This is a genomic window from Paenisporosarcina sp. TG-14 (genome assembly GCF_000297555.1).
In the GTDB taxonomy this organism is placed as follows: domain Bacteria; phylum Bacillota; class Bacilli; order Bacillales_A; family Planococcaceae; genus Paenisporosarcina; species Paenisporosarcina antarctica.
In genome coordinates this window covers 15,088-37,762 of sequence record NZ_AMGD01000004.1, presented here as the reverse complement: position 1 = coordinate 37,762, position 22,675 = coordinate 15,088, and the positions used below count along the sequence as shown (strand labels likewise).

Genomic DNA, 22,675 nt, shown 5'->3' with positions numbered 1-22,675 from the left:
TAATCGCCCAATTCCCATTTATTTGTAGTTATGCCAATTTGAACGCCATATTTCACAACAGGTTCATCCTTGTTTAAGGCAACTAACGAAATCTTATGCCCTAAAGGAATATCCGCTTTGGAGTTAATTTCAATTTCTGAATTATCATCCATATAAATACCGATTACTGTTTCTCCCTCAATTATAGGGCTAGAGGCAACTCCTACATGATCACCCCGATGATGGATTAAAAATTTGTGTGTGCTTACAGCTCGTGATTCTTCTACTTGTTGGTTAATCGTACTAGCTAGACTATTGTTTCCCATTAAAGATCCTCCTTTTTATTGGTTCAGTGACCCAACCAATGTATATATCTATTAAAACATCTATTGAAATTATAGTCAATGATAATTCTAAATTTTCAGCTAATTTTTAATTAGATAATATACAGAGAAGGTACACTTTTTTATTTCTATCACTTCTTCTTCCACTAGTTTTATCTGTCATTCATCTGTGTGGGATTTCGTAACCTGTAAAAGTCAAACAAGCTCCATCTTCCTATGATGAATTAAGAAAGAAAGATAGATAGTATTCCAACGGAAAGTATTTCGATCAAGGGAGACAAAGATGATGGGAAGATTCTCTTTTAATTAATTGATGCCTAGAGACAAAAAGATTTGGGACTATAGCGATTAACTAAAACAACAAATCATAAAGTAGTTTAGCACTAACTAATAGTATTGAATAAGCTGCAATTCTTTTAAGAGTTATTGAATTCATAATATTAGAAATACGCCCACCTATTTGTGCCCCCAGAATCCCACCGAAGATTAATATCATTCCTTGCCCTATTGGGATAACATCAACACTTAATTTCATAATGAGACTGCCAAATGACAATAGAAAACCAATACCTAAGCTTGAACCGATAGCTTTTTTAATAGGTAATTTATAAATATAGATCATCAATGGAAGAAAAATAAAACCCGCACCTAAGCCAACTAATCCGCCTAATACACCTATTAATAAACTTGTGATTATCGTTAACGTACTAGACAAAGTCGTAAAAGAAAAAACATTAGATTCTACATTTGAACCTAATGGAATTTGCATAATTATTGCAGATAAAACTGATAGTGATACAAACGTAATCTGCAAGGTAATTTCTGAGGTGTTAATTGCTAATAAAACCCCTAACATGCCACCAAACATTGCAGGAATTCCTACCCTCAAAACTATAGAAAAATCAACAAGTTTTGAACGCATATAAAAATATCCTCCAGATAGTGATGAAAAAACAGATTGCATTATAGAAAGACCTGCAATTGTTTGCATAGATATACGAGTTTCCAAGATTAGGGGTGGAAAAAACAATAAAGAAAATATTAGTATTATTCCTCCACCAACAGATAGTAATCCAGTAATTATTCCAGATAATAAACCGATAACAAACAGAGTTAATAACATATACAATACTCCTCAATTTTAGTATGCCAACACAGACTGTAATTTTGTTGGCTTTACTTTCATAAATATCTATTGGAGTTATGAAAAAAACCTATAAAAAAATGAAAGTTTGTAGATGATGGAGGCGAGAATTGGCTACATGTTGTTTCATATCTTCTAAAAAAGAATCGGATAATAACCGATTCTCAACATATATTAATATACTAATGCTACAGTTATTTCTTCAGTCTTACTCCATATGGGCAACTCAGGTAATGATGTAATTTCCAAATTGAAGTAGTCTTTTCTTTTCTTTCCCCATTCTTTGAAAACTTCATGAAGAAGCATATCCATGACGAAAAAATCATGAGTAGTAAAAGCATTAATTTCCTAAAGGTGTAAATGCAAGATTCCCTATTTTTGATTTATTCACTTCCAACCCTCGATTAACATATAAATGCCTGTAAATAGCAGGATTATATATGTGAATATCCGGAAGAAATTTTGGTTAATCGATTTAAATAAAATCTGACCCAAAAATAAACCAATAAATACGACAGGTAAGGCATACATACTTGAAATCCAAACGGTTTTATTTGTTCCAGTAAAAATAACTTGAATGATTAAACTCATCAAATAGATAAATAAATAAAATGCTAAAGTAGTACCTCGCAATTTCGATTTTTCAGTATCTGTTCCTGAAAAATAAAGTAATAGGGGCGGTCCGGGCATGCCAATACTGCTTGTCAACATTCCCGACAGACCACCTACAACTATGTCTTTTCTTCTTGTTTGAGTGATTCGGAACTTTAGTATTAGCAACAGAGTTAAACCTAAAATGATAAGGCTTATTCCCAACATCAAATTCTTTAAATCCAATACTAAAAAGATCATAATACCTATTGGTAATCCACTAGAACTACCTATGATAAATCGCTTCAAAATCCCATAGTCTATATCTTTTTTTATTTTAATGATTAAGGCAAAAGAAATGACTAGCGATAAAATTAAATTGATTTGAATCGCTTCCATTGGTTTAAATAATAATAGAAGAAATGGTGTAGCTAAAATTGAAAAACCAAACCCTGTACTTGTTTGTAATATGGAGGCAACCAAAATGATGAAAATAAATATAAATATATCCAATTAAACACCTGCTTTTGGGTCTATTACTGCTTGGGATAGTGCTTATCGCAGTTATTAAGGTTCTAATACCCAATGTCTAACAAGGTAAATTCTTTAAATGGCTCATTTGTCAGGCGTTTGAGAAGTTTAGGCTGGAAAGTAATTTCATTCTGTTCACATATTTAATCCTTCTTTTCGCTCAATAAACTCTTTTAGACTCTTTTAGACTTTCAAGATGATCTCCATCTTCCTTTTTTAATATTGCTGTAAAATCGGTTTCAGCAGAGCATTCTTGAAACCTTTTATCCGAATAAAACCTTCAAAATTAACAACTGTTCCTCTATCCTGTGGATGAAAGGAATAGTGATATCCAATTAAAATACCATTAATTTCACTTTTCACTGAATATTTTTGGTTAGAAACGTATTCTGTAAAAATTAATATCGACTTGTTGGCGTTCTAACTTCTTGGCTACTTTTGATTTAGATTTTAGCTATAATATTATCAAGGTTTTTCTTCGCTACAGTCTTAACATCTTTATATTTATTGTTACCATGAGAATCAATTGTTACAATAAGTGGCCCAAAATCTTTAACCCTAAATTTCCATATTGACTCTGGCATCAGATCTTCCCACCAAACATCTTCAATCTCTTCTACCTGTATTGTTTCTAAAGCTGCGGTACCCCCAAGAATTGTGAAATAGCAACCTTTAAAATCAACTAATGCTTGACATCCTTCATCAAGCAATCCACCCTTTCCAACAATTACCTTCATTCCATACTTCTCCATTAATCCAGGTGTAAAGCGATCCATCCTATAACTTGTTGTCGTACCGATACTCACCTTCTCATATTTACCATTTGGTAACTTTTTCACTCCAGGTGCCGTATGTAGCCCAATTGCACCTCTAAGTTGCGGAATTAAATCTTGTGGTAATTCAACATTATTATCAAACAGTCGAATTAGATTCGCATCACGTATCCCAAAGATAATACCATCTAGCATGACTGTATCACCGGCATGTAATTTAATTATATCCTCATCAGACAATGGTGCTTTTAAGTGGTAATGCGGCAAAATTCCCCACCTCCTTTTTACTTAGTAAGTAATTTTTGGTTGCTCATTCTGTGATATGAAAGTTGCTCTCATTCTTCTTGCCGGCCAACACATCATGTTTACTGCCACCGGATTACAAGTCATATGAGTATCCGCTGCTTCAATGTGTACCGCTAATGCTGTAGTGTTTCCTCCTAATCCATGGGCACCAATTCCCATTTGGTTGATTAGGTCATACAACTCTTCCTCAAGTTTTCTAACATCTGGATCCGGATTGGGTGAACCTACCTCACGAGCTGCTGCTTTTTTTGCTAGTGCTGCACACTTATCAGCCGTTCCGCCAATACCAATTCCAACAATCGTTGGAGGACAAGGATTTGCGCCAGACTCAAACACACATTCGAGAACATACTTCTTTATTCCCTTAATACCTGCAGCAGGGGTTAACATTTTTAGATAACTCATATTCTCAGAACCAGATCCTTTAGGAACTATCATAATTTCCAATTCATTCCCTTTAATAAATTCATAATGGAGAACAGGCACTTGATTTCCGGTAGATGTACCATGATTTTTTCTTGATAGAGTATTAACGATGCTGCTTCTTAGAGGATGTTCTAAAGTTGCACGCTCTGTTCCTTTTCTAATCGCTTCCTCCAACCTCAAACCGTCAAATCGTACTTGATTTCCTACTTTAATAAAATAAACAGGAATTCCTGTATCCTGGCAGATTAGTAGCTTTTTATTATCAGCTGTGGAAACTGTTTTAATGAGGGTTGCTAGAATTTCTCTTCCAGTATCCAAAGTTTCTTTTTCATAAGCATTTTGTAGTGCTACTCTAACATCTGGAGGCAAATCTTTAAGAGATTCAATATAAAGGGTTTTACATGCCTCTTCTATACTTTGGTAAAATATTTCATCAATATCCCAAATATCATTATAGTTAGCAATATAATCAATTACCGCCATAAATTCTCATCCCCTTCTGTTTGCATGCTATTTTGAAGCAACTAAAGTTTTATAACCCTCAATATTAGCTACATTAATATGAGTTTGCTTTACGTTTTCTACTGAATATTCGTCGTCACCATTCTCTTTTTTAGTTACGAAAATATTACATAACCAATCTTGATCATTACTTTCAGGGTAATCCTCGCGATAATGAGAGCCTCTACTTTCAGTACGCATCAACGCACTTGTAGAAACCATTTTGGCAACACTTACGAGATTTCTCACATTTAATAGTTCTTGCCATGTCAGGTTATATCGACGGGATCCTTTTACTGAAACTCGTTTGATGCGCTCCTCGAGAATTGCAAGTTGATCTAAAGAGGATTCTAAATCTTTTGCGTTTCGTACCAAACCAACTTTTTCCCACATCAAATTCTTTAATTCATTTCGGATATAAAAGGGATTTTCTCCTCCCTCACATCTAAAGGGCTCAACAATTTCCTCAATAATTGCGTGAACTTGTGAATCAGATACTTTAGCAGCGGTGTTTAGATTGCTAACATAAGAAACTACGGCATCCCCAGCCCTTGCGCCAAATACAGTGGAATCACATACCCCATTGCCACCCAATCGGTTCGCACCATGAACACCAGCTGCATCTTCACCTGCAACAAATAACCCATCGATATTGGATTCGCAATCTTTTGAAACACGAACACCACCCATTTGAAAGTGAGCAGCAGGAGAAATTTCAACCGGTTCGATACTTAAGTCCTTACCTACATCTCTACACCGTTCAACCATACCTGGGAACATTTTCAAAACATTTTCCTTCCCAAGATGAGATACATCAATGTAGACTCCCCCAAGTGCTGTACCACGGCCTGCCATGATTTCCATATATGCAGCTCTTGAAACACGATCCCTTGTCGAACGCTCCATCCGCTCAGAATCGTAATTCTTCATAAACCTTTCTCCAAGTGAGTTCACTAAATACCCACCTGCACCACGAAGTCCTTCTTCTAATACGCCACCATTTAATCTTGAGTTCTCAGCAAGAAGACCTGTTGGGTGAAATTGCATCATTTCCATATCAAGAAATTCTGTTCCTGCTCTGTAACACATGGCCATGCCATCTCCGGCTTTTTCCAGACTTGGTGTTGCTATTTTGTACATTGTAGCAGCTCCACCAGTTCCAACAATTACTGCTTTGCAATGAACCACGATAAAATCTCCTGTCCGCATATTGAGCATTAAACAGCCTGCTACACATTGACGATCATTATCTAGTAGCAAATCAATAGCTCTAACTTCATCCCAAGTGATAACATTTGGTTTGGCATACAGCTGATCTCGCATACGTGAGATAATTTCAATTCCTGTTAGGTCTCCCCGGTGGACGGTACGGTCAAATGATTGTCCTGCAAAAGGTTTTTGATGAATAGTTCCATCTTTATTCCTATCAAAAAATACGCCCATTTTCGTTTCTAACTCTCTAATTCTTTTTGGTGCATCATTAACCATGGTCCATGCCAATTCTTGATTATTAATACCCCCCCCGCCTTTTATCGTGTCTTTAAAATGTTTTTCAATGGAATCGTCAGGATGGAGGACAACATTATAACCGCCTTGTACCATACGAGTACAACCACTCTTCCCAATCAACCCTTTAGCTGCAACAATAATTTTTAAATTCGGATCTTTATCTGCTGCATGATGTGCTGCGAATAAACCTGCACCACCACTTCCTAATATGAGGATATCTGCTTTAACATGTTCCAAATCATTCACCTCTTCTTTCACTAGAGTAGAAACATAAACTAAGTAATTATTTAACTTTTTTATCTCACAAGGAAGAAAAATGTTAAGGCACATAAAATGGAACCGATTATAGTAAATAGTTTAAAAATACCTCTATTATCTTTAACAACCCCGATATCAATTAAAATTACTCTTAGACCGTATAAAGAATGAAAAATAAGCGCAAATATTAAGAACGCATCTAAAAAAGCGTTTATATGAAGTGTAGTTAAAACACCTGACCCTGGTAATTTCCCTATTAATGCATATCCACTATAAATTTTTAACGGTAATAAGATTAGTAACAGTAATGCTGTAATTCTCTGTACTAACCAAGCAATATAACCAACATATGGATGCTGTTTTAGTTTTAGTTCTTGTATTCTTACCCTATTCGTTTGCAAGTCTTTGGTTACCATACAAACATCTCCCTTAATTTATTAACTTACCACTTCAGACCAATAGCCTTTTTTAGTTTTTTTATTTTAAGTTTTTGAATAGTTACCATAGGTTTTATCCCTTTTGGACAAACTTCAACACAAGCTCCAAATGAGTGACAGCCAAACGCGCCATCTTCTTCAGTAACCAGATCCAACCTTTCAGCTCTAGCTCCGTCTCTTTCGTCTGCAATTAAGTTATAAGCTCTGCTTAAGGCAGCTGGACCAATAAAATCATCTCCTCTAATTGCAACAGCATCGCACGATTGATAACATAAACCACAGGTAATACAGTCTTGATTTTCATCAATGATTTCACGTCTACCAGAAGACGGAGGAATAACACTAAATTCATCTGTGTCCTCTTTTGGCACGAAATATGGCTTTACTTTCTCCCAGTTCTTAAAGAACTTATCCATGTTTACAGCCAAATCTTTAATTACGGTTTGATTTCTCATTGGCTGAACCAAAACTTTTTCACCTAAATCTTCAATTTTCGTCCGACAAGCCAACCGACCTCGACCATTTATTAACATTCCACAAGAACCGCACATCCCTAACCTACATGCGCATCGAAACGAAAGTGTTGGATCTTGGTCTTCAACGATTAAAAAAAGACTATCCAACACAGTCATGTTCTTTTTAGCTTCAATATTAAAAGAATCAAACCGAGAGTTCTCATCTTTTTCAGGATCATAACGCAGTACAGTTACTTCTACTTCCTTCATACTTATTACCTCCTTATATTTATTAAACTCATAAACTGACATGTTAATAAATATTTTTTCGAAATGTAAAAAAAGGAAATTTAGATTGTCTATTTGCAATAGATATATATAATCTCTAACAATGGTCAAGTGACCCAACCACTTGTTCATTTAAACACATTTTATCTAAAAATTCAATCTATTACAAATATTTTCCTTTAGTTTAAGTTTAATTAACCCAAAGCAACTCCCTCAAAACCGAATATTATTTTAAATTATCTCACCGAAACTAAGCACTAGAATTAACGTTGGGGCACTCACTGCACACAAACAGATGTGCTTAATTTGATACTTTTCATCCCCTACTACTGACGTTTACCTCAATTAGATAACATTAAGTTTTAAAGTCTTCTCACTTCTGCCTAAATAAGAAATATGGACGAAAAAATTATTTTATAACCCCTTTCCATTTATCTATTAAATGTGATATTCATAGTGATAAAAAGTAAAAAAAACAGGGAGTAATGCTCACAAACGATTGACTATAATATGCAATTTAATTACTTTTTAAATAAGTAAACCTGAGGGGATAGGCACTTTTAAAAATACACTAAATGTCAGATAAAGAAATACCATCGTCAAACCCGAAATAACTAATGGTTTTATGCTACCCATGAAACCTAGCTTTTCATTTTGTATATATAAGCTTAGTAGAGTGACAAAGATTCCACTTGTTACATAAAAACCAACTATAGGCATGATAATGATATAGGCAACTAAGCTTAATATACTTATCCACCTTCTTTTAAGATCAGTAATGTCTTTTTCATCATCGTCTTTGACTTTATATTTTTTACTAAAGATTGACTTTAAAAGTAACAGGGTACCAAGAATCCCGAAAATAATTATTACAAATTTAGGGAATATATCGGAAGGTGAAGTTAGGATTGCAGTCCTTGAATAAAATATAGCGCTAATTGCTAATACTATTAGGGCAACTGTTATATCTTTGACTCTTTCGCTTTTCATTAAGCCACCTCCTGCTTCATTTATTATCTGTATTATTATTTTGATTGAATGTTCTTTTTTCAATTTGGGCTACAAATAATGGAGTTAATAATGATAGTGCTGTTAAAATCATTAATATTATACTGATTGTACTAGTAAAAAACATTGTAAACATACTAGTACCTGTTTGAGATATGAGACTAGCTTGCACAAATCCATTTTCTGCTATAACACCTAATACTAGACCTAATACAATGGGACCAGGCAAAATATCAACTTTTAATAAAAAATATCCTAGTACACCGCAAGCCATCATTACAATAACATCTAATAAACTGTTTCTAATAGAATAGGCACCAATAACTGCCAAAACAGCAATAATTGGAGCTAAATAATGAACGGGTATCTTTAAGGTTTTAACTATTAGTCTTGTACCTATTAGACCGATTATTAAGAGTAATAAGTTCGATACAAGTAATCCCATCATAAACGTGTAAACTATATCACTTGATTCTATGAATAATTTAGATCCTGGTGTTAAACCATGTATCAATAAACCACCCATAAGAACAGCAGCTACTGGGCTACCTGGTATACCTAAAGTAAGTAACGGGACTAATGAAGCACCAACTGTTGAACTGTTAGCAGATTCACTGGTTATCAGACCGTCTATATGTCCCTTTCCAAATTCATTTGGGGTTTTTGAAAAACGTTTCGACTCATTGTATGCAACAAAACCGGCAACGTTCCCACCTGCTCCTGGTAATATTCCTATAATTGTGCCAATTATAGAGCTTCTTAATAAAACTACTGGTTTTTTTAGCGTTTCTATTATAGTTTTTTTATAAATCCCTTTTCGTTCTTTGTAATTCGCGATATATTTTTCTTTCTGTTCCAACATAGTGATCACTTGTGGGATTGAAAAAAAACCTATCATTGCTGGCAAAAGGGTTATTCCTTCAATTAAACTTACGGAGCCAAAAGTAAATCTGGGATATCCTGTAACAGGGTCCATTCCAATCAAAGCAATTAGCAGTCCAAAGCATCCTCCTATAAGTCCTTTAATAATAGATTTCCCTGCCAAACCTCCGATTATTGTTAAACCGAATATTGCGAGCCAAAAATACTCAGAAGGTCCAAAGCCTAATGCAAAATTGGCAAGAGGAGCCGACAAAAATAGTAAAGCAAGAGTACCGACTATACCACCGACCACTGAAGCCACAAGAGCAGCAATCAATGCTCGGTCTGCCTGACCTTTTAAGTTTAAAGGGTAACCATCAAAGGTGGTAGCTACAGCAGCAGGTGTGCCTGGTGTATTAAGAAGTATTGCTGAATTAGCTCCACCAAACATTGCCCCTATGTATAACGCCCCTAATGCTAAGAGTCCAGTAGCAGGATTCATACCAAAAGTTATAGGAACAAGTAAAGCAACGCCCATCGTTGCTGATAAACCTGGGAGAGTACCCACGATGATTCCAACTGCCACGCATACAGACATAATTAATAGGTTTTGAAAGGTAAGACTTTGCAGTAAGCCATAGATAATTTCGCTAGCCATAATTAACCGCCTCTCTTTAACATTGCCTCTGCTATAAAACTTATCCTCTGACCATCATGAGAGCAGTCTCTTTTCGCAAATGTCAGAATGGTAACATTTTACAATAAGAGACCACTTTTTTTGTTTATATTTTATTGGAAGAAACTAGATAATCAACACGTGTGCTATTTTTCTAACAAACCAAACTTTACAAGAAGCTGTTCACTCTCTATTTTTTCCTTAACGATTAGGTCTTTCCATTCTTCTCCTGACATAAAGCCATCAACTAACCCTGCTTTTTTCATCATTTCCTGATATTCAGGTAGCTTTGAAATTTCCTCTAAAGCTATATATAATTTCTCTTGAATCTCTTTAGGAGTTCCTTTAGGTAAACCCAATCCCCTGTCTATAGCAGCTACTATATCAATTCCTTGTTCCTTAAATGTTGGGACATCCGGTAACCATTCATGCCTCTCTTCTGTTCCGATTGCTAAAATAGTAAACTGATCTGGGTCTTTAGCAACATCTCCTACGTTTCCAACTATAGAGTCAATATGTCCTCCCAGTAATTGTTTAACTTGGTCAGCTGCACCTGCAAGTGGAACAGTTGTTACTTCTACTCCGGCCGCATCCATAAACTTAAGGGTTGTTAAATGATCCCCCGTTAAATTTCCTGTCATCCCAAGAGATAGACTTCCAGGATTTTCCTTTAATATATTTATATATTGATCTAATGTTTTTATATCACTATCCGCTTTAACGGCTATAACTTGAGGATCATGCACAAGACGGGCTAAAACTTCAAAATCATCGGTTTCGAATTGTGTTGGTTTCCCTAACGGTTGTAAAATTATATGGGGAGTATTAATAGATCCCATTGTATATCCATCGGGTTTAGCCTTTGCTAGTTCTGTAAACCCAACTTCTCCCCCCGCACCAGTTTTATATTCAATGACCATACTTTCCGAAAAATGGTCCTTCCAAAACTTTTCAATGATTCTTTGGTTTACATCAGTTGTTCCTCCTGCAGTAAAAGGGACTATATTTCTTATATTTTTTGATGGATATCCATCTTCCATAGCAGTTACATTAACACTCTCTTCTTCTGGAGTTGAACATGCTGTGAACACTAATGTCAAAATAACCATTGTTAAAATAAGAATTATTTTTCTCATCATTTTTCCTCCTCAATATTTATTAGATCCAACTTTCATATTTTCGGATTTTACTATACTTTTATATGCAAGATTCCCCACCTCTTTCACTATTTTGTATACGCTTCCACTTTAGATTGAAGCAAGTTCAAACCAAAATAAAAGAGTTAACGTGATTGGGTGACCCAACCTTTTATTTATTTAATTAAAACATAAGATCTTTAAATTTTCAATATATTTTGAATATTTTTATTGATAAAATATTCAATGAATTAAAAATTCAACTATTACGCCTTAAAGATAACCTTGGTAGGTATAGATCTCCAACGTTTCATGAAAGCTTTACTCAGATTTTGTAGCCCTGGGTTCCTTCTTGAGCTTGTACTTCCATCAAGACATCTTCTATGTATACTTCCTATGCAGCTGCTAATAAGAGAAATCCACTTCTAAAAATGTGATCTGGCGACCTCCTACCCTTATGAATGTTTTATAAGAGTTCGATGGCAAATAACTGCTCTTTAATATTCAGAATTATCAGATATTAATTAAAATATTATTAAATTAATATCAAATTTTGACCAACTTAAATATATCAATTAATTACACTATATAAATAGATTCGACAATATTAGACAAAAGTTGTACTCCTTGTTTAGAAATGAATTACATTTATTTGACCAAAAGACACTAAGGGTTGTTTGGTTCTACCACTAACTATTGTGTTTATTTGTACTTCTTTCTAAGTAGAAATAAGGTAGATTGTCGACACTCAGAAGAGGTTTCAATAGGATGGCGATTAGATCGTCTGGGTCGAAACATGCAAGACTTGATTGATATAGTCAACAATCTGAATAACCAAAGCATTGATTTTCACAGTCTTCAAGAGAATCTCACTATGGCGTGGCAATGCTACCGTCCAACTAATGCTTCATCTCTTTGCGGCATTTGCTGAGTTTGAACGAAACCTTATTCAAGAAAGTTCTGCTGCAGGATGAGTGGCCGCTAAATTAAGGGGAAACGGCTTGGTGGGCGTCCAGAAAATGAATAAAAGATGATGAAATGATGTGGGTGCACCAATCATTAATTGACAGAAAATTAAACAGGGATGTCAATATTCAAAATATTTTGGGTGTCAATTATTTGTTTACAAACAGATGCACTGACTCAATATGGATGTGTGAAAATAATTCACGATAATATGAGTTGGTCAAAAAACAACGACCTGGATTAGAAGAAGCTCTAAAATATGCTCGTCAAGGAGATAACATCGTAGTATGGCGATTAGATCGCCTGGGTCGAAACTTGCAGACTTGATTGATATAGTCAACAATCTGAATAACCAAAGCATTGGTTTTCACAGTCTTCAAGAGAATCTCACTATGGATCGCGGCAACGCCACCGGACAGTTAATGTTCCATCTCTTTGCGGCATTTGCTGAGTTTGAACGAAATCTTATTCAAGAACGTTCTGCTGTAGGAAGAGTGGCGGCTAAAGCACGGGGGCGGCTTGGCGGACGTCAAGAGAAGTATGGAGTGAAATGAATTGAAATAATGAAAAATCTTATTGATGGAGGCACACCGATTAAAGATGTGGCAGAAAGATGGGGAGTTTCTCGAACAACCATCTATCGTTATTTGGAACGTAAGTGATTTGATTGTATTTTGCTGCATGACAGAGATTTCGAAGAATCGTTATAGTTTACGTATAATAGGAGAAAATCATAATAATTTAGTGAACCTTATCTTATATAAACAAATATTTAAGGATGATTTCCTTATTGGCATTCGAATAACTAACATTATCAAGCCTTCCCCAAAAGAGCGTAAGAACCAAATCTACATGATGTCTACACACCAAGAGTTGTTCCCAATTAAATGAATGTCACCTTAAGTTGGGAATGACCTTATACATCCATATAACTCCTTGAAGCAGTAAATCATACAATAATAGCTTGTGTTGGTAAAATTGCTGGAAAGCTAAAAATGAAGACCTTTACAAAGAGACATTATAGAAAGTATATATACCCGTTCGTACAATTTATTTTGGTTGAGTAGGTATCTATAGAACACTATTCATCATAACATTACTACCTTTTTACTTAACCAGATGCTCTTAAAAGACTTATTAAAAAAACAGCCGAAAAAGGCAGTAAATCCAGATTATGAATTTAGAGCATGTAGAACCCTAAATAGTAGGGTCTAGCTAGAATGTCAGATATATTTCTCAAATTATTTTATCTATTTAATTCTACATTGTATTGATATCGATCCGAACGATACTTTGTTCGAGTAAATTCTATTGGTTCATCGTTAATACCATAACTAAGACGTGTCATTTCTAATAAAGCTGTACCAGGACTAACACCTAATAAATCTGCTTCATAAGGTGTTGCATTTACTGCTGATATCGTTTCGCTAGCTTTTTTCAGATAGATACCATTATCTTCGAGAATTTGATAAAACCTTGCTCCATTTAAATCATGCTTTAATAAAAGGTTTCCTATATTCTCTGGCCAACTTGTTTTTTCTAATGCAATAGGTTCATCATTTGCAAAACGAATACGATGGATTAGTAATATTTGTTTATTGTCAGATACACCAAGTTTCTTCTTCTCAATAAACAAGTCATCTCTAAATTCGGATCTTAGTAACTTAGAATTTGGAAAATATCCTTTTTCCATAATTTCTTCAGCAAAACCGGATAATTTACCTAATGACCCTGTAAGTTTTAATGATTTTACAATTGTACCTTTACCTTGTCTTTTTTCTAATAAACCCTCATTAACAAGTGTTGTTATTGCCTGTCGCAATGTTGTACGACTTACCTTGAATTCATTCATAAACTCCGTTTCAGTAGGAATAAGGTCGCCAGCTAGCCACACCTTATCTGTTATTCTGGCCACTAATATATCTTTAATTTGATGATAAAGTGGAATAGGACTTTTTTTATCGAGTTGTAATTTCTCCATTTTCACTCTTACTCCTTCCGATCAAAGAAGGTGGAAATGATTGAAGCCCCTCACCTACCAATGGACGAACCCAGTCATTATATTTATCAAAATCATAAAACTTTTTTGGAAGTCTACGTTCTCCACCCTTAGCAACCTTCTCTAAAGGAACACAGGAAAGAAAGAAACTATATGTTTTACCTTCGCCACGAATAATTGAGATCATAACGCCTGATTCGTCCCTGAATACAAGCTCGGCAGCCTTCATTCCAACTTCATATGCTTCTTTTTGGTCTTGCAATGAAATATAAGCTTGAGAACTCCTTTGATGCATTCCTAATATTTCACTTCTACTTTTCAACCCTAATTCTCTTTGAATGATTTCTGCAAGGTGAGATGAAACCCCTCCCAACACTTTGCGACCATTAAATTTTCCAATGGTAATATTTGAACCACCATCTAAAATTATTCCTTCACTAATAACAATTGTAGCATATCCGTTCTGTTGAATAACCCCACTTATATCTTTAAGTATGCCTTCAACTGTTATAGGAATTTCTGGAACATAAATTTTATGGGGACCGTCTGTGCTTCTTTCTTTTAATAAACCGCTAGATGCAGCTAGCCAGCCTACATTTCTACCCATCGTTTCAATTAATCTTACTTGTTCAAAATTTTGCATCGATTCCAAATCGATACTTATATCTCTAACAGCATGTGATATATAACGTGCAGCACTTCCAAACCCTGGCGCATGATCTGTCTCTGCCATATCATTATCCACTGTCTTAGGAATTCCTATCACTTGCAAAGGATAGTGTAGCTTTTGAGCAGTTTGATGAATTTTATTAAGTGTCCACATCGTTCCATTACCACCCGAAAAAACGAGTGTATTGATACCACTTTTTTTAAGATTACTTATTATTTTAGTAAAATCATCTTCTTTCAAATGATACCTGCCAGAACCGAGGTAGGCACCTGGAATATTTTTGAATTTATTCGCTTCTGCTAATATTTTGCTATCCATTAAAAAAATGTTATTTTCTACTAACCCTTGAAAACCACTAATGACACCATAAATTTTGGAATCTTTAATTGTATTAAGAAACCCAACTAAGCTTGCATTTAAAACTGAAGTAGGTCCTCCAGCCTGTCCTATTGCTATACTTTTCAAATTCCTCACCCATTCATAATATTTATATGACTTAAAACTATGGCAATAATGTTAAATCAATCGTATCGTTCCTAGTTTTATATATATATTGAAAACAGAACTACTATCACTTTATAGAGCCCGCAGTAACACCAGCAATAAAATATTTTTGTAAAAACAAATATGTAAGAACCATTGGTGCAGACACTATAATAACCCCTGAAAATAGCATAGGATAATTGGTAAGATATTCTCCTTGAAACTCAAGTAATGCTAATGGCAAAGTTTTTTTATCATCTGCTGTTATAAACAGAAGTGGATACAGTAAATCATTCCAGTGCATCACCAATAAGAAAATTGCTGTAGCTGAGATAGAAGGCAAAGACAATGGTACGACTATTTTTCGATAGATTAGCCAATTGTTTGCTCCATCTATCGTACACGCTTCAAAAAGTTCACTTGGTAAGGTCTTCATAAAACTTGTCAAAATAAAGACAGCAACCGGTAGAGTAACAGCTATGTTTACAATCATCAATCCTATTAAGCTATTCGTTAAGCCTAGATTATAAACTAGATTATAAAGTGGAATCATGTTTACTTGTGCTGGTACCATCATCCCGATTGCAAAGAAAGAAAAAATTACTCCTCCTACCCACCCTCTCATTCTAGTTATTGCAAATGCGACTAGACTTGCAAAAAATATAGTTAGAAAAACTGAGACAAGTGTAACAATCACGCTGTTGGAAAAATAAGTTGCCATGTTTTGATCTTTGAAAAGGGATATGTAATTCCCGAAATCAAAAAATCCAGGCAACCCCAAAGGGTTTTCGTACATCTGAGCAGTTGACTTAAAAGTGGTTAGAAAAATCATTGCTACTGGTACTACTACTATCAAAACAAAAATAGTTAGCAAGATAATCTTTATTGTTTTGGACGCCATTTTGACATGCTCCTTTCTTAGTACTTCACTCGATTAGAATTAAGCATTTTAAATTGCAAAGTGGTAATGATAGCAATGATGATCATAAAAACAACGGATTGTGCAGATGCATAACCAAATTCAAAATTTCTAAAAGCTGTACTATAAATCAAAGTGGCTAAAATCTCAGTAGAATAGTTTGGCCCTCCCCTTGTCATTGCAAAAATAAGGTCAAATGCTTTAAACGATTGAATCGTTGTATATGCAACAACAATCGTTGCCGCAGGGGCAACCAATGGCCACGTTATCTTTCTGAACGTTTGCCAACGATTTGCGCCTTCTACTTCTGCTGCTTCATATAACTCTCTAGGAATACCCTGTAATCCAGCAACAAATATTATTAACATTTGTCCGGTATGGAACCAAACCTGAACAATTGCTATCGAATATATTGCAATGTCAGCATCTCCAAGCCAATTTTGACTTAAAAAGTCGATATTAAATCGAGTAAGTAATGTATTTATCAATCCTAATGAAGGATCATACATATAGGACCAAATAAATGCTACCGATACTGAAGATAAAATAGTTGGGAAAAAGTATATTGCTCTTAACAGAACATTACTTCTTGTATTTTTCACTAAAAACAATGCGAAGATTAATGAGAATAATGTTTGAAAAATAACAACAAAAAACATAAATTTCATATTATTCCCTAGTGCTTTTTGAAAAATAAAATCATTAGTAAAGATGTTCACAAAATTATCTATTCCTACAAAATTAAAGTCTGGAGTTAAACCATCCCAATCTGTTACTGAGTAAAATATTGCACTTAGCGTTGGAAAGATAAAAAAAGTAACGTAAAGAATTAAGCCTGGTATTAAGAATAGGAATAGCCACTTACTTGGTTTCATAAGTTCCTCCAATCTTAAATTAAAGAAGGAGACACTAGATCTCCTTCTACTAATCTATTAGTTAATATTTTGGTCGACGATTTTTTGAGCTTCTTCTGCAGCTTTTTGCGGGTCAGTACCACTAATAACTGCCTGTATAGATCCGGTAGAAGCATTCATAATATCAGGTTTTGAGAATAGATAACGTGGTTGGAATCGTGTGTTTTTTTCCATCCAAACCGCAGTATCCTTTAGCTCCTCAGAATTATATTCAACTCCATTTACAGTTAAATGTTGTCCAGTTCCATTTGCATAAACCGTTGCATTTTCGGGATTACTTAGGAACTCAATGAATTTCTTTGCTTCTTCTTGTTTACTAGAATTTGCATTAACACCTAACATAAATGTAGTTGTGTGAATCCCTTCCCAGACAGCTTCTGATGCAGAAACTGTAATTGGTGCAAGTAAATTCAGTTTTAAATCTGGGTTTTGGTCCTTAATACTTGCCATTGCATATGATCCGGTTGCAAGCATCGCAGCCTTTTCCTGAGCTACTAAAGCAATTGCACCATCATGATTTGTTCCAATTGAATCTTTTTGGAAATATCCTTTATCATTTAATTCTTTGAATTGCTCCAGTGTTTTTACCCACCATTCATCTGTTAACTTCGCTTCGCCATTTTCTACTTTTTCAACAATATCTTCATCTGGTGCATTGTTCATCATCATACTGTTCATAAATTGACCTGCCCCAATGTCTGCCCCAGGGAATGCTATCGGAATATAACCATTTTCTTTTAATGTTTCACAAAGTTCTAAAAACCCTTCCCAATCTTCTGGTGGCGTTAGTCCTAACTCATCAAATATACCCTCATTATAAATTGGTTGATTGTATACTAGTTGCAGTGGTAACGCGAGTTGTTTATCTTCGTATTGTCCAGCCAGGATGAGATTCTCATTAAAATTATCAACGAATGGTTCACCCGTTAAATCCGCAAACAATTTTGCACGGTTGATGACTTCAAATTGAGAGCCTGGGAATGCAGCAAACACATCCCCTGTACTACCATCTCTTAATAATGTCTGAGCTGTTGATTGATATTGTTCGGATGGATATACTGTCATATCAACTGTAATATTAGGATTCTCACTTTCAAATTTTGTTATAAGCTCTTTAAATACCTCGGTATCTTCTCCTCTCCAATGGATGAAGCTAATTTTTTTAGTTGAGTTATCACTCGAAACAGAAACTGAATCTGAACTTCCAGAAGTACAACCCATAAGCGCCAAAGACATCAATAAGACCGTTGCGATTTTTCCAATAGAATACGTTTTCATTATTATCCCCCTAATAAATTTATTGAAAAACAAAAGTAATTACGATACTACCTTTAGTTATAACATCACTACCTTTAAATACGTATTTAGACACAAACTGCCAAACATTTAGTATGCATACGATGAAAGCGTTTTCTTTTTTATATCTTAACACATTTTTTTGATTATTCAATATATTTTATTATTTTATTTTACTAGGTGTATTGTGCCTTCCCCTGTCAAACCATTAATTAGGTTAGTAACCGCTATATCAGCCATTGCCGTTCTCGTTTTAACGCTAGCGCTTCCTATATGAGGTAGTAAAATAACATTCGGTAGAGTAAGGAGCGAATGATTTAAGTCTATAGGTTCTTTTTCAATTACGTCCAAACCTGCCCCCCATATCTTTTTGCTTTTTAATGCCTCATAAAGTGCTTGTTCATCAACAATCCCTCCACGTGCAGTGTTTATAAGAATTGCAGATTCCTTCATAAGCCCTAGTTGTTCTTTTCCTATTAGATGTTCAGTTTCTTTTGTATAAGGTGTCATCACACAAACAAAATCTGATTCCTTTAGTAACGTCTCCAAATCTGTGTATATAATGTTCAATTCTTTCTCAACATCATATTTCCGTGATCTATTGTAATATAATGTCTTCATAGAAAAACCTTGAGCTCTTCTTGCAACAGCTTCGCCAATGTTTCCTAGACCAATAATACCAAGGGTCGCACCGAAAATATCTTGACCAGTTAACATCATAAGGGACCAGGTTTTCCAATTTCCATCACGTAAATAATTAGAAGATTCAACGAGTCTTCTTGCAGTTGCCATTAATAGGGCAAACGTTAAGTCTGCTGTTGTCTCGGTTAATACACCTGGAGTATTCGTCACCATAATATTTCGTTCATTTGCTGCTTCCATATCAATGTTGTTATACCCAACTGCCATATTGCTAATTATTTTAAGTTTCTTGGATTTACTAATTAAATGCGAATCTATGTTATCTGTTAATAAACATAAAAGTCCATCTATATCCTCAACTTCTTTCTCCAACGTATGTCTCGGAACTGGTTGGTCCTCTTTATCCCACATCCTAATTGAAAAAGAAGCCGATAGCTTAGTTAATACCTCTTCAGGAAGCTTTCGAGTAATATATAATTTTCTCATTTTCTCCTCCATTATTCTATTGTTAAAACCGAGTACATCTTATCTCGTTTCTACAATTTCTTTTTTTAGCAGGACGATTTTGATAGATTGAAATTTTATAGATCACTAGCCTTCACCTGGTCTGAAAAGATTTGGACATTTGTATGCCCTTGTAAGAGACTAATTGGATAATCTAGCCTTTTTTCACCCTTTACTGCTTCTCTTAAAGCTGTTTTTTGCCACTCCCCTCCATTACAATATAAACGTATTCGCTTTGATCCCATGATGTCTTTCATTCCTAAGGTGACAGCCATAGGGGGGAACTCAGCAAAATGGCCTCCATTAGCTCTAATACTATTCATCACAATTGTTTCAGGAGAAAGACATACAATTCTCGTTTTCGAGTTCAAAAACTCATCTAAGGATACTTGATGAAATCGAGAAATGATTGGTTCATTAAAGGCAATATGACCGTGAACCCCAATCCCACCATAACAAGTATCAATTCCACCAAGTCGTTGGATTTTTTCACTTATTAGATCAATATTATAAATATCAGGAAACATCATTTGGTCAGAAGGGATTCGTAGTTCTTTATCAATGGAAGCAAAAAAACTTTCCATAAATCCTAAAAAGCTTAATGGGTTTTCTTTTGATATAGGTCTACCTTCCCAATCTAAATACTCATCCATATTAAAGGTATAAACATTTTTCCAGGAGATTCTTTCTTGGTTTGTTATTTCTGCTAATAATGGGTATTGACTAATGGGCCCGACAGGTAAAATCAATTTGGTCATTCGATTTTTTTCATTGTTTTCTTTTATTTCATCAGCGATAGATCTTGCAAAATGAAAATTTAATTCTTCTTTATCCAAATAAACTAATTTGATTTTTTGGTCTTTTTCAAGGCTACTATGATTACTCATATCATCTCTCCCTTAAAAAATATTTATTTCCCAACGGTTTGAGCCATTTTATGCGATTGACATACCGCACCATAGACGACTCTATTTATTTCATTCCTTATTAAATCAACTACCAGGAATGCGTTATCTATAGTTTTAAAATTTTCCGCATCGTTTCTCCAAAAATATTTTGTTGTGTTTTTAAAGGGATATTGTTCAGTGTCAGAATTCTTTTGTAATCATTTAGTGAGTCCTCTACATCATTGAAATGAACATCTGAACCAAATACAACTTTCTCATACGCTTCTTCCCAATAAAATAATTCGTTAAAAAAATGAGGAGCTTTTCGATTTCTCCATCCATTAGGGGAACCACTTAAATCAACATAAACATTCTCATGGAAACGTGTCATCTGAGCGGCTTCTTCATGCCAAGGCATACCCAAATGAGCAATTATAATAACAAGATCAGGGAAAGTACGAGCAACTCGATCCAACATTTCAGGTCTCATTCTAGCGGCGGAAACATTATCTTGTTTATCATTAAAGGTTTTCAGGATAAATCCTGTATGAAAAAGAATAGGCAACCCTAATGCTTCAGCCCTTGCATAGATTTCATCAAATTCCTCATCATCATAATTTTTTAACGCTCTAGTCGTTTTGATCCCTGTAAAACCTTGACTATATAATTCTTCCACTTTTTGAACCTTATCTACTCCCAATCTAATGTTTCCAAAACCAATGATTCGATCTTGGTAGCGATCCATGGAACGTAAGACATCATCATTGGTTGGTGATAAATCTCCCAACCAATTTGCAGAAGGAAGTCCAAGTCCACTTACACAAGCGTAATCAATTTTCAATCGATCCATAGTGTCAATTAATTGCTTATCATAATGAGGAACATTCAATAGATGGTGATGCATATCAATCACTACTGGATTTTTTTCCCCCATAAAAACAATCCCTTTCAAAAAATTCATGAACTAGTCTTGAAGTAATTATTTTATTAACTCAAACGTTCTGTTTGAATTAATTTTAACCGTTGAATCTGATCTAACTGCTTCTTCTGCAGCTAAACTAATCAATTGACTCCATATAGCTTCTTCGCCACTAGTTTTCGATGCTTCACCTGTTCGAATAGAATGCACAAAGGCTAGTTGTTGCTCAACTTCACCTGGATGATCATATCCTCCAGCAGCATAGCCTTCAGATTGTAAATTATAATAATTGATGCTTTTTTTCTTAGTCGTTTCTACTACTATTTTTTCTTCTATACTACAATATTCAATAGATCCCTGATCTCCTATCACGCCAAATTCTAATTTATGCTTGTGATAAAATAAACACAGTCCTAAGTTAGCGTGAATTCCATTTTCATATTCAACATTAACCCAAGATCGATCCAAAACATTATAGTCTTTATAAATAGTATCATTGCTTCCAACTGCTTTTACCTTAACTGGTATTGACCCACTAACTAAATTGAATAAATCAAAGTGATGGCAATTTTTCTCCAATAATGAACCACCACTCATTTTCTGGTTATGTCTCCACTCTCCCACACCTGGACGGAAAGGTGGTCGAAACTCATGGCACCAAATCATCTTAACATTACCTATAATTCCTTGGTTAACGATCGAATGTATATCATTTACTAATGGTGAATACCTTAATTCCATTCCTATATGCAATATCTTATTTGCTTTGTTAGCACTTTCGATCATAAGATTCCACTCGTCAACTGTGGGTGCCATAGGTTTTTCACATAAAACATGGATGTCAGCATCGAACGCAGCTAAAACAATGTCAGTATGTTGATGATTCGGTGTGGCTACAATTACAGCATCTATCTTATGATGTTGTATTAAATCCTCAAAACGAGCATACGATTTGGCATTTGGAAGCAGTTTACTCGCTGCTTTTCTCGACATAGCATCATTGTCGGCGAATGCAACAAACTCTATTTCTCCTGTTTCTTCAGCCGCGCGTATTAAAGATTTTGCTCGATTACCAACACCAACTATACCGAATTTTAATTTACCCATTTTTCACCTCCAATAAAGGATCTGAACAATACAAATTTGACGCCACCGTTGAATTCCATGAATTGCATACTCATACGAATAAGTTCAAAATCTGAACACCAACAAAAACATTAAAAAATTTAAATTTAATACCGATCCACTGCACA

20 protein-coding genes and 2 pseudogenes are annotated in these 22,675 nt (G+C 34.8%); 2 read left to right on the top strand and 20 right to left on the bottom strand.

The genetic code is table 11. The annotated features are described in order from the left end of the window. The 11 genes from C406_RS19195 to C406_RS0101625 all read right to left on the bottom strand — a co-directional run. On the bottom strand, positions 1–305 hold a 305-nt coding region (locus C406_RS19195; protein ID WP_017378851.1), incomplete at its 3' end, for a hypothetical protein. A 370-nt stretch (positions 306–675) separates the two neighbouring features. Continuing rightward, entirely contained in the window at positions 676–1,446 is a 771-nt protein-coding gene (locus tag C406_RS0101670) for a sulfite exporter TauE/SafE family protein (protein WP_017378850.1), read from the bottom strand. 408 nt (positions 1,447–1,854) lie between these two features. After that, positions 1,855–2,571, bottom strand: coding sequence for a sulfite exporter TauE/SafE family protein (locus tag C406_RS0101665; protein WP_017378849.1), 717 nt, complete (start codon positions 2,569–2,571; stop codon positions 1,855–1,857). Between the two features lie 461 nt (positions 2,572–3,032). Continuing rightward, the gene (locus C406_RS0101660; RefSeq protein WP_017378848.1) at positions 3,033–3,629 is read right to left on the bottom strand and encodes a fumarate hydratase C-terminal domain-containing protein; all 597 of its coding nucleotides are present in this window, start codon (positions 3,627–3,629) and stop codon (positions 3,033–3,035) included. Positions 3,630–3,650: 21 nt separating this feature from the next. After that, positions 3,651–4,577 (bottom strand): fumarate hydratase, encoded by a 927-nt coding sequence (locus C406_RS0101655; protein ID WP_017378847.1) that lies wholly within the window; start codon positions 4,575–4,577, stop codon positions 3,651–3,653. Positions 4,578–4,604: 27 nt separating this feature from the next. After that, on the bottom strand, positions 4,605–6,350 hold the full coding sequence (locus C406_RS19190) for an FAD-binding protein (protein WP_443146797.1): 1,746 nt from the start codon (positions 6,348–6,350) through the stop codon (positions 4,605–4,607). 50 nt (positions 6,351–6,400) lie between these two features. After that, positions 6,401–6,778, bottom strand: coding sequence for a hypothetical protein (locus tag C406_RS0101645; RefSeq protein ID WP_017378845.1), 378 nt, complete (start codon positions 6,776–6,778; stop codon positions 6,401–6,403). A 26-nt stretch (positions 6,779–6,804) separates the two neighbouring features. Continuing rightward, complete coding sequence (locus C406_RS0101640; protein ID WP_017378844.1) at positions 6,805–7,524, bottom strand: succinate dehydrogenase/fumarate reductase iron-sulfur subunit; 720 nt, start codon at positions 7,522–7,524, stop codon at positions 6,805–6,807. Positions 7,525–8,070: 546 nt separating this feature from the next. Beyond that, complete coding sequence (locus tag C406_RS0101635) at positions 8,071–8,532, bottom strand: tripartite tricarboxylate transporter TctB family protein (protein WP_017378843.1); 462 nt, start codon at positions 8,530–8,532, stop codon at positions 8,071–8,073. A gap of 16 nt (positions 8,533–8,548) precedes the next feature. Next, positions 8,549–10,069 carry a tripartite tricarboxylate transporter permease gene (locus tag C406_RS0101630; protein ID WP_017378842.1) on the bottom strand — a complete coding sequence of 507 codons (1,521 nt, stop codon included), beginning with the start codon at positions 10,067–10,069 and terminating at the stop codon, positions 8,549–8,551. Between the two features lie 164 nt (positions 10,070–10,233). Then, the gene (locus tag C406_RS0101625; RefSeq protein WP_017378841.1) at positions 10,234–11,223 is read right to left on the bottom strand and encodes a tripartite tricarboxylate transporter substrate binding protein; all 990 of its coding nucleotides are present in this window, start codon (positions 11,221–11,223) and stop codon (positions 10,234–10,236) included. A 766-nt stretch (positions 11,224–11,989) separates the two neighbouring features. Here C406_RS0101625 and C406_RS20040 point away from each other — a divergent pair. Continuing rightward, a pseudogene (locus C406_RS20040) lies at positions 11,990–12,194 on the top strand (recombinase family protein); the annotation flags it as partial. Between the two features lie 113 nt (positions 12,195–12,307). Then, positions 12,308–12,851 (top strand): annotated as a pseudogene (locus tag C406_RS20880) (recombinase family protein). A 584-nt stretch (positions 12,852–13,435) separates the two neighbouring features. Here the strand turns inward: C406_RS20880 and C406_RS0101615 are convergent. From C406_RS0101615 to C406_RS0101575, 9 genes are all read right to left on the bottom strand, one after another. Then, entirely contained in the window at positions 13,436–14,170 is a 735-nt protein-coding gene (locus C406_RS0101615) for a GntR family transcriptional regulator (RefSeq protein ID WP_017378839.1), read from the bottom strand. Beyond that, positions 14,148–15,323, bottom strand: a complete 1,176-nt coding sequence (locus C406_RS19180; RefSeq protein ID WP_017378838.1) for a diphosphate--fructose-6-phosphate 1-phosphotransferase — start codon at positions 15,321–15,323, stop codon at positions 14,148–14,150. Before C406_RS19180 ends, C406_RS0101615 begins: the two co-directional genes overlap by 23 nt. 106 nt (positions 15,324–15,429) lie before the next feature. Beyond that, positions 15,430–16,242 carry a carbohydrate ABC transporter permease gene (locus tag C406_RS0101605; RefSeq protein WP_017378837.1) on the bottom strand — a complete coding sequence of 271 codons (813 nt, stop codon included), beginning with the start codon at positions 16,240–16,242 and terminating at the stop codon, positions 15,430–15,432. Between the two features lie 17 nt (positions 16,243–16,259). Further along, entirely contained in the window at positions 16,260–17,135 is an 876-nt protein-coding gene (locus C406_RS0101600; RefSeq protein ID WP_017378836.1) for a carbohydrate ABC transporter permease, read from the bottom strand. A gap of 57 nt (positions 17,136–17,192) precedes the next feature. After that, on the bottom strand, positions 17,193–18,452 hold the full coding sequence (locus tag C406_RS0101595) for an ABC transporter substrate-binding protein (RefSeq protein WP_017378835.1): 1,260 nt from the start codon (positions 18,450–18,452) through the stop codon (positions 17,193–17,195). A 186-nt stretch (positions 18,453–18,638) separates the two neighbouring features. Further along, on the bottom strand, positions 18,639–19,598 hold the full coding sequence (locus tag C406_RS0101590) for a 2-hydroxyacid dehydrogenase (protein WP_017378834.1): 960 nt from the start codon (positions 19,596–19,598) through the stop codon (positions 18,639–18,641). A 95-nt stretch (positions 19,599–19,693) separates the two neighbouring features. Then, complete coding sequence (locus tag C406_RS0101585; RefSeq protein ID WP_017378833.1) at positions 19,694–20,503, bottom strand: hypothetical protein; 810 nt, start codon at positions 20,501–20,503, stop codon at positions 19,694–19,696. A 127-nt stretch (positions 20,504–20,630) separates the two neighbouring features. Then, positions 20,631–21,464, bottom strand: coding sequence for an amidohydrolase family protein (locus C406_RS0101580; RefSeq protein ID WP_081503711.1), 834 nt, complete (start codon positions 21,462–21,464; stop codon positions 20,631–20,633). Between the two features lie 18 nt (positions 21,465–21,482). Next, positions 21,483–22,529 (bottom strand): Gfo/Idh/MocA family protein, encoded by a 1,047-nt coding sequence (locus tag C406_RS0101575; RefSeq protein WP_017378831.1) that lies wholly within the window; start codon positions 22,527–22,529, stop codon positions 21,483–21,485. Between the last annotated feature and the right edge of the window lie 146 nt (positions 22,530–22,675).

Excerpts from the sequence above, each read along its gene's own strand:
- C406_RS0101670 (WP_017378850.1), bottom strand. The coding sequence starts at position 1,446 with ATGTTATTAACTCTGTTTGTTATCGGTTTATTATCTGGAATAATTACT.
- C406_RS0101655 (WP_017378847.1), bottom strand. The coding sequence starts at position 4,577 with ATGGCGGTAATTGATTATATTGCTAACTATAATGATATTTGGGATATT.
- C406_RS0101645 (WP_017378845.1), bottom strand. The coding sequence starts at position 6,778 with ATGGTAACCAAAGACTTGCAAACGAATAGGGTAAGAATACAAGAACTA.
- C406_RS0101640 (WP_017378844.1), bottom strand. The coding sequence starts at position 7,524 with ATGAAGGAAGTAGAAGTAACTGTACTGCGTTATGATCCTGAAAAAGAT.
- C406_RS0101635 (WP_017378843.1), bottom strand. The coding sequence starts at position 8,532 with ATGAAAAGCGAAAGAGTCAAAGATATAACAGTTGCCCTAATAGTATTA.
- C406_RS0101630 (WP_017378842.1), bottom strand. The coding sequence starts at position 10,069 with ATGGCTAGCGAAATTATCTATGGCTTACTGCAAAGTCTTACCTTTCAA.
- C406_RS0101625 (WP_017378841.1), bottom strand. The coding sequence starts at position 11,223 with ATGAGAAAAATAATTCTTATTTTAACAATGGTTATTTTGACATTAGTG.
- C406_RS0101615 (WP_017378839.1), bottom strand. The coding sequence starts at position 14,170 with ATGGAGAAATTACAACTCGATAAAAAAAGTCCTATTCCACTTTATCAT.
- C406_RS0101605 (WP_017378837.1), bottom strand. The coding sequence starts at position 16,242 with ATGGCGTCCAAAACAATAAAGATTATCTTGCTAACTATTTTTGTTTTG.
- C406_RS0101600 (WP_017378836.1), bottom strand. The coding sequence starts at position 17,135 with ATGAAACCAAGTAAGTGGCTATTCCTATTCTTAATACCAGGCTTAATT.
- C406_RS0101595 (WP_017378835.1), bottom strand. The coding sequence starts at position 18,452 with ATGAAAACGTATTCTATTGGAAAAATCGCAACGGTCTTATTGATGTCT.
- C406_RS0101590 (WP_017378834.1), bottom strand. The coding sequence starts at position 19,598 with ATGAGAAAATTATATATTACTCGAAAGCTTCCTGAAGAGGTATTAACT.
- C406_RS0101585 (WP_017378833.1), bottom strand. The coding sequence starts at position 20,503 with ATGAGTAATCATAGTAGCCTTGAAAAAGACCAAAAAATCAAATTAGTT.
- C406_RS0101580 (WP_081503711.1), bottom strand. The coding sequence starts at position 21,464 with ATGAATTTTTTGAAAGGGATTGTTTTTATGGGGGAAAAAAATCCAGTA.
- C406_RS0101575 (WP_017378831.1), bottom strand. The coding sequence starts at position 22,529 with ATGGGTAAATTAAAATTCGGTATAGTTGGTGTTGGTAATCGAGCAAAA.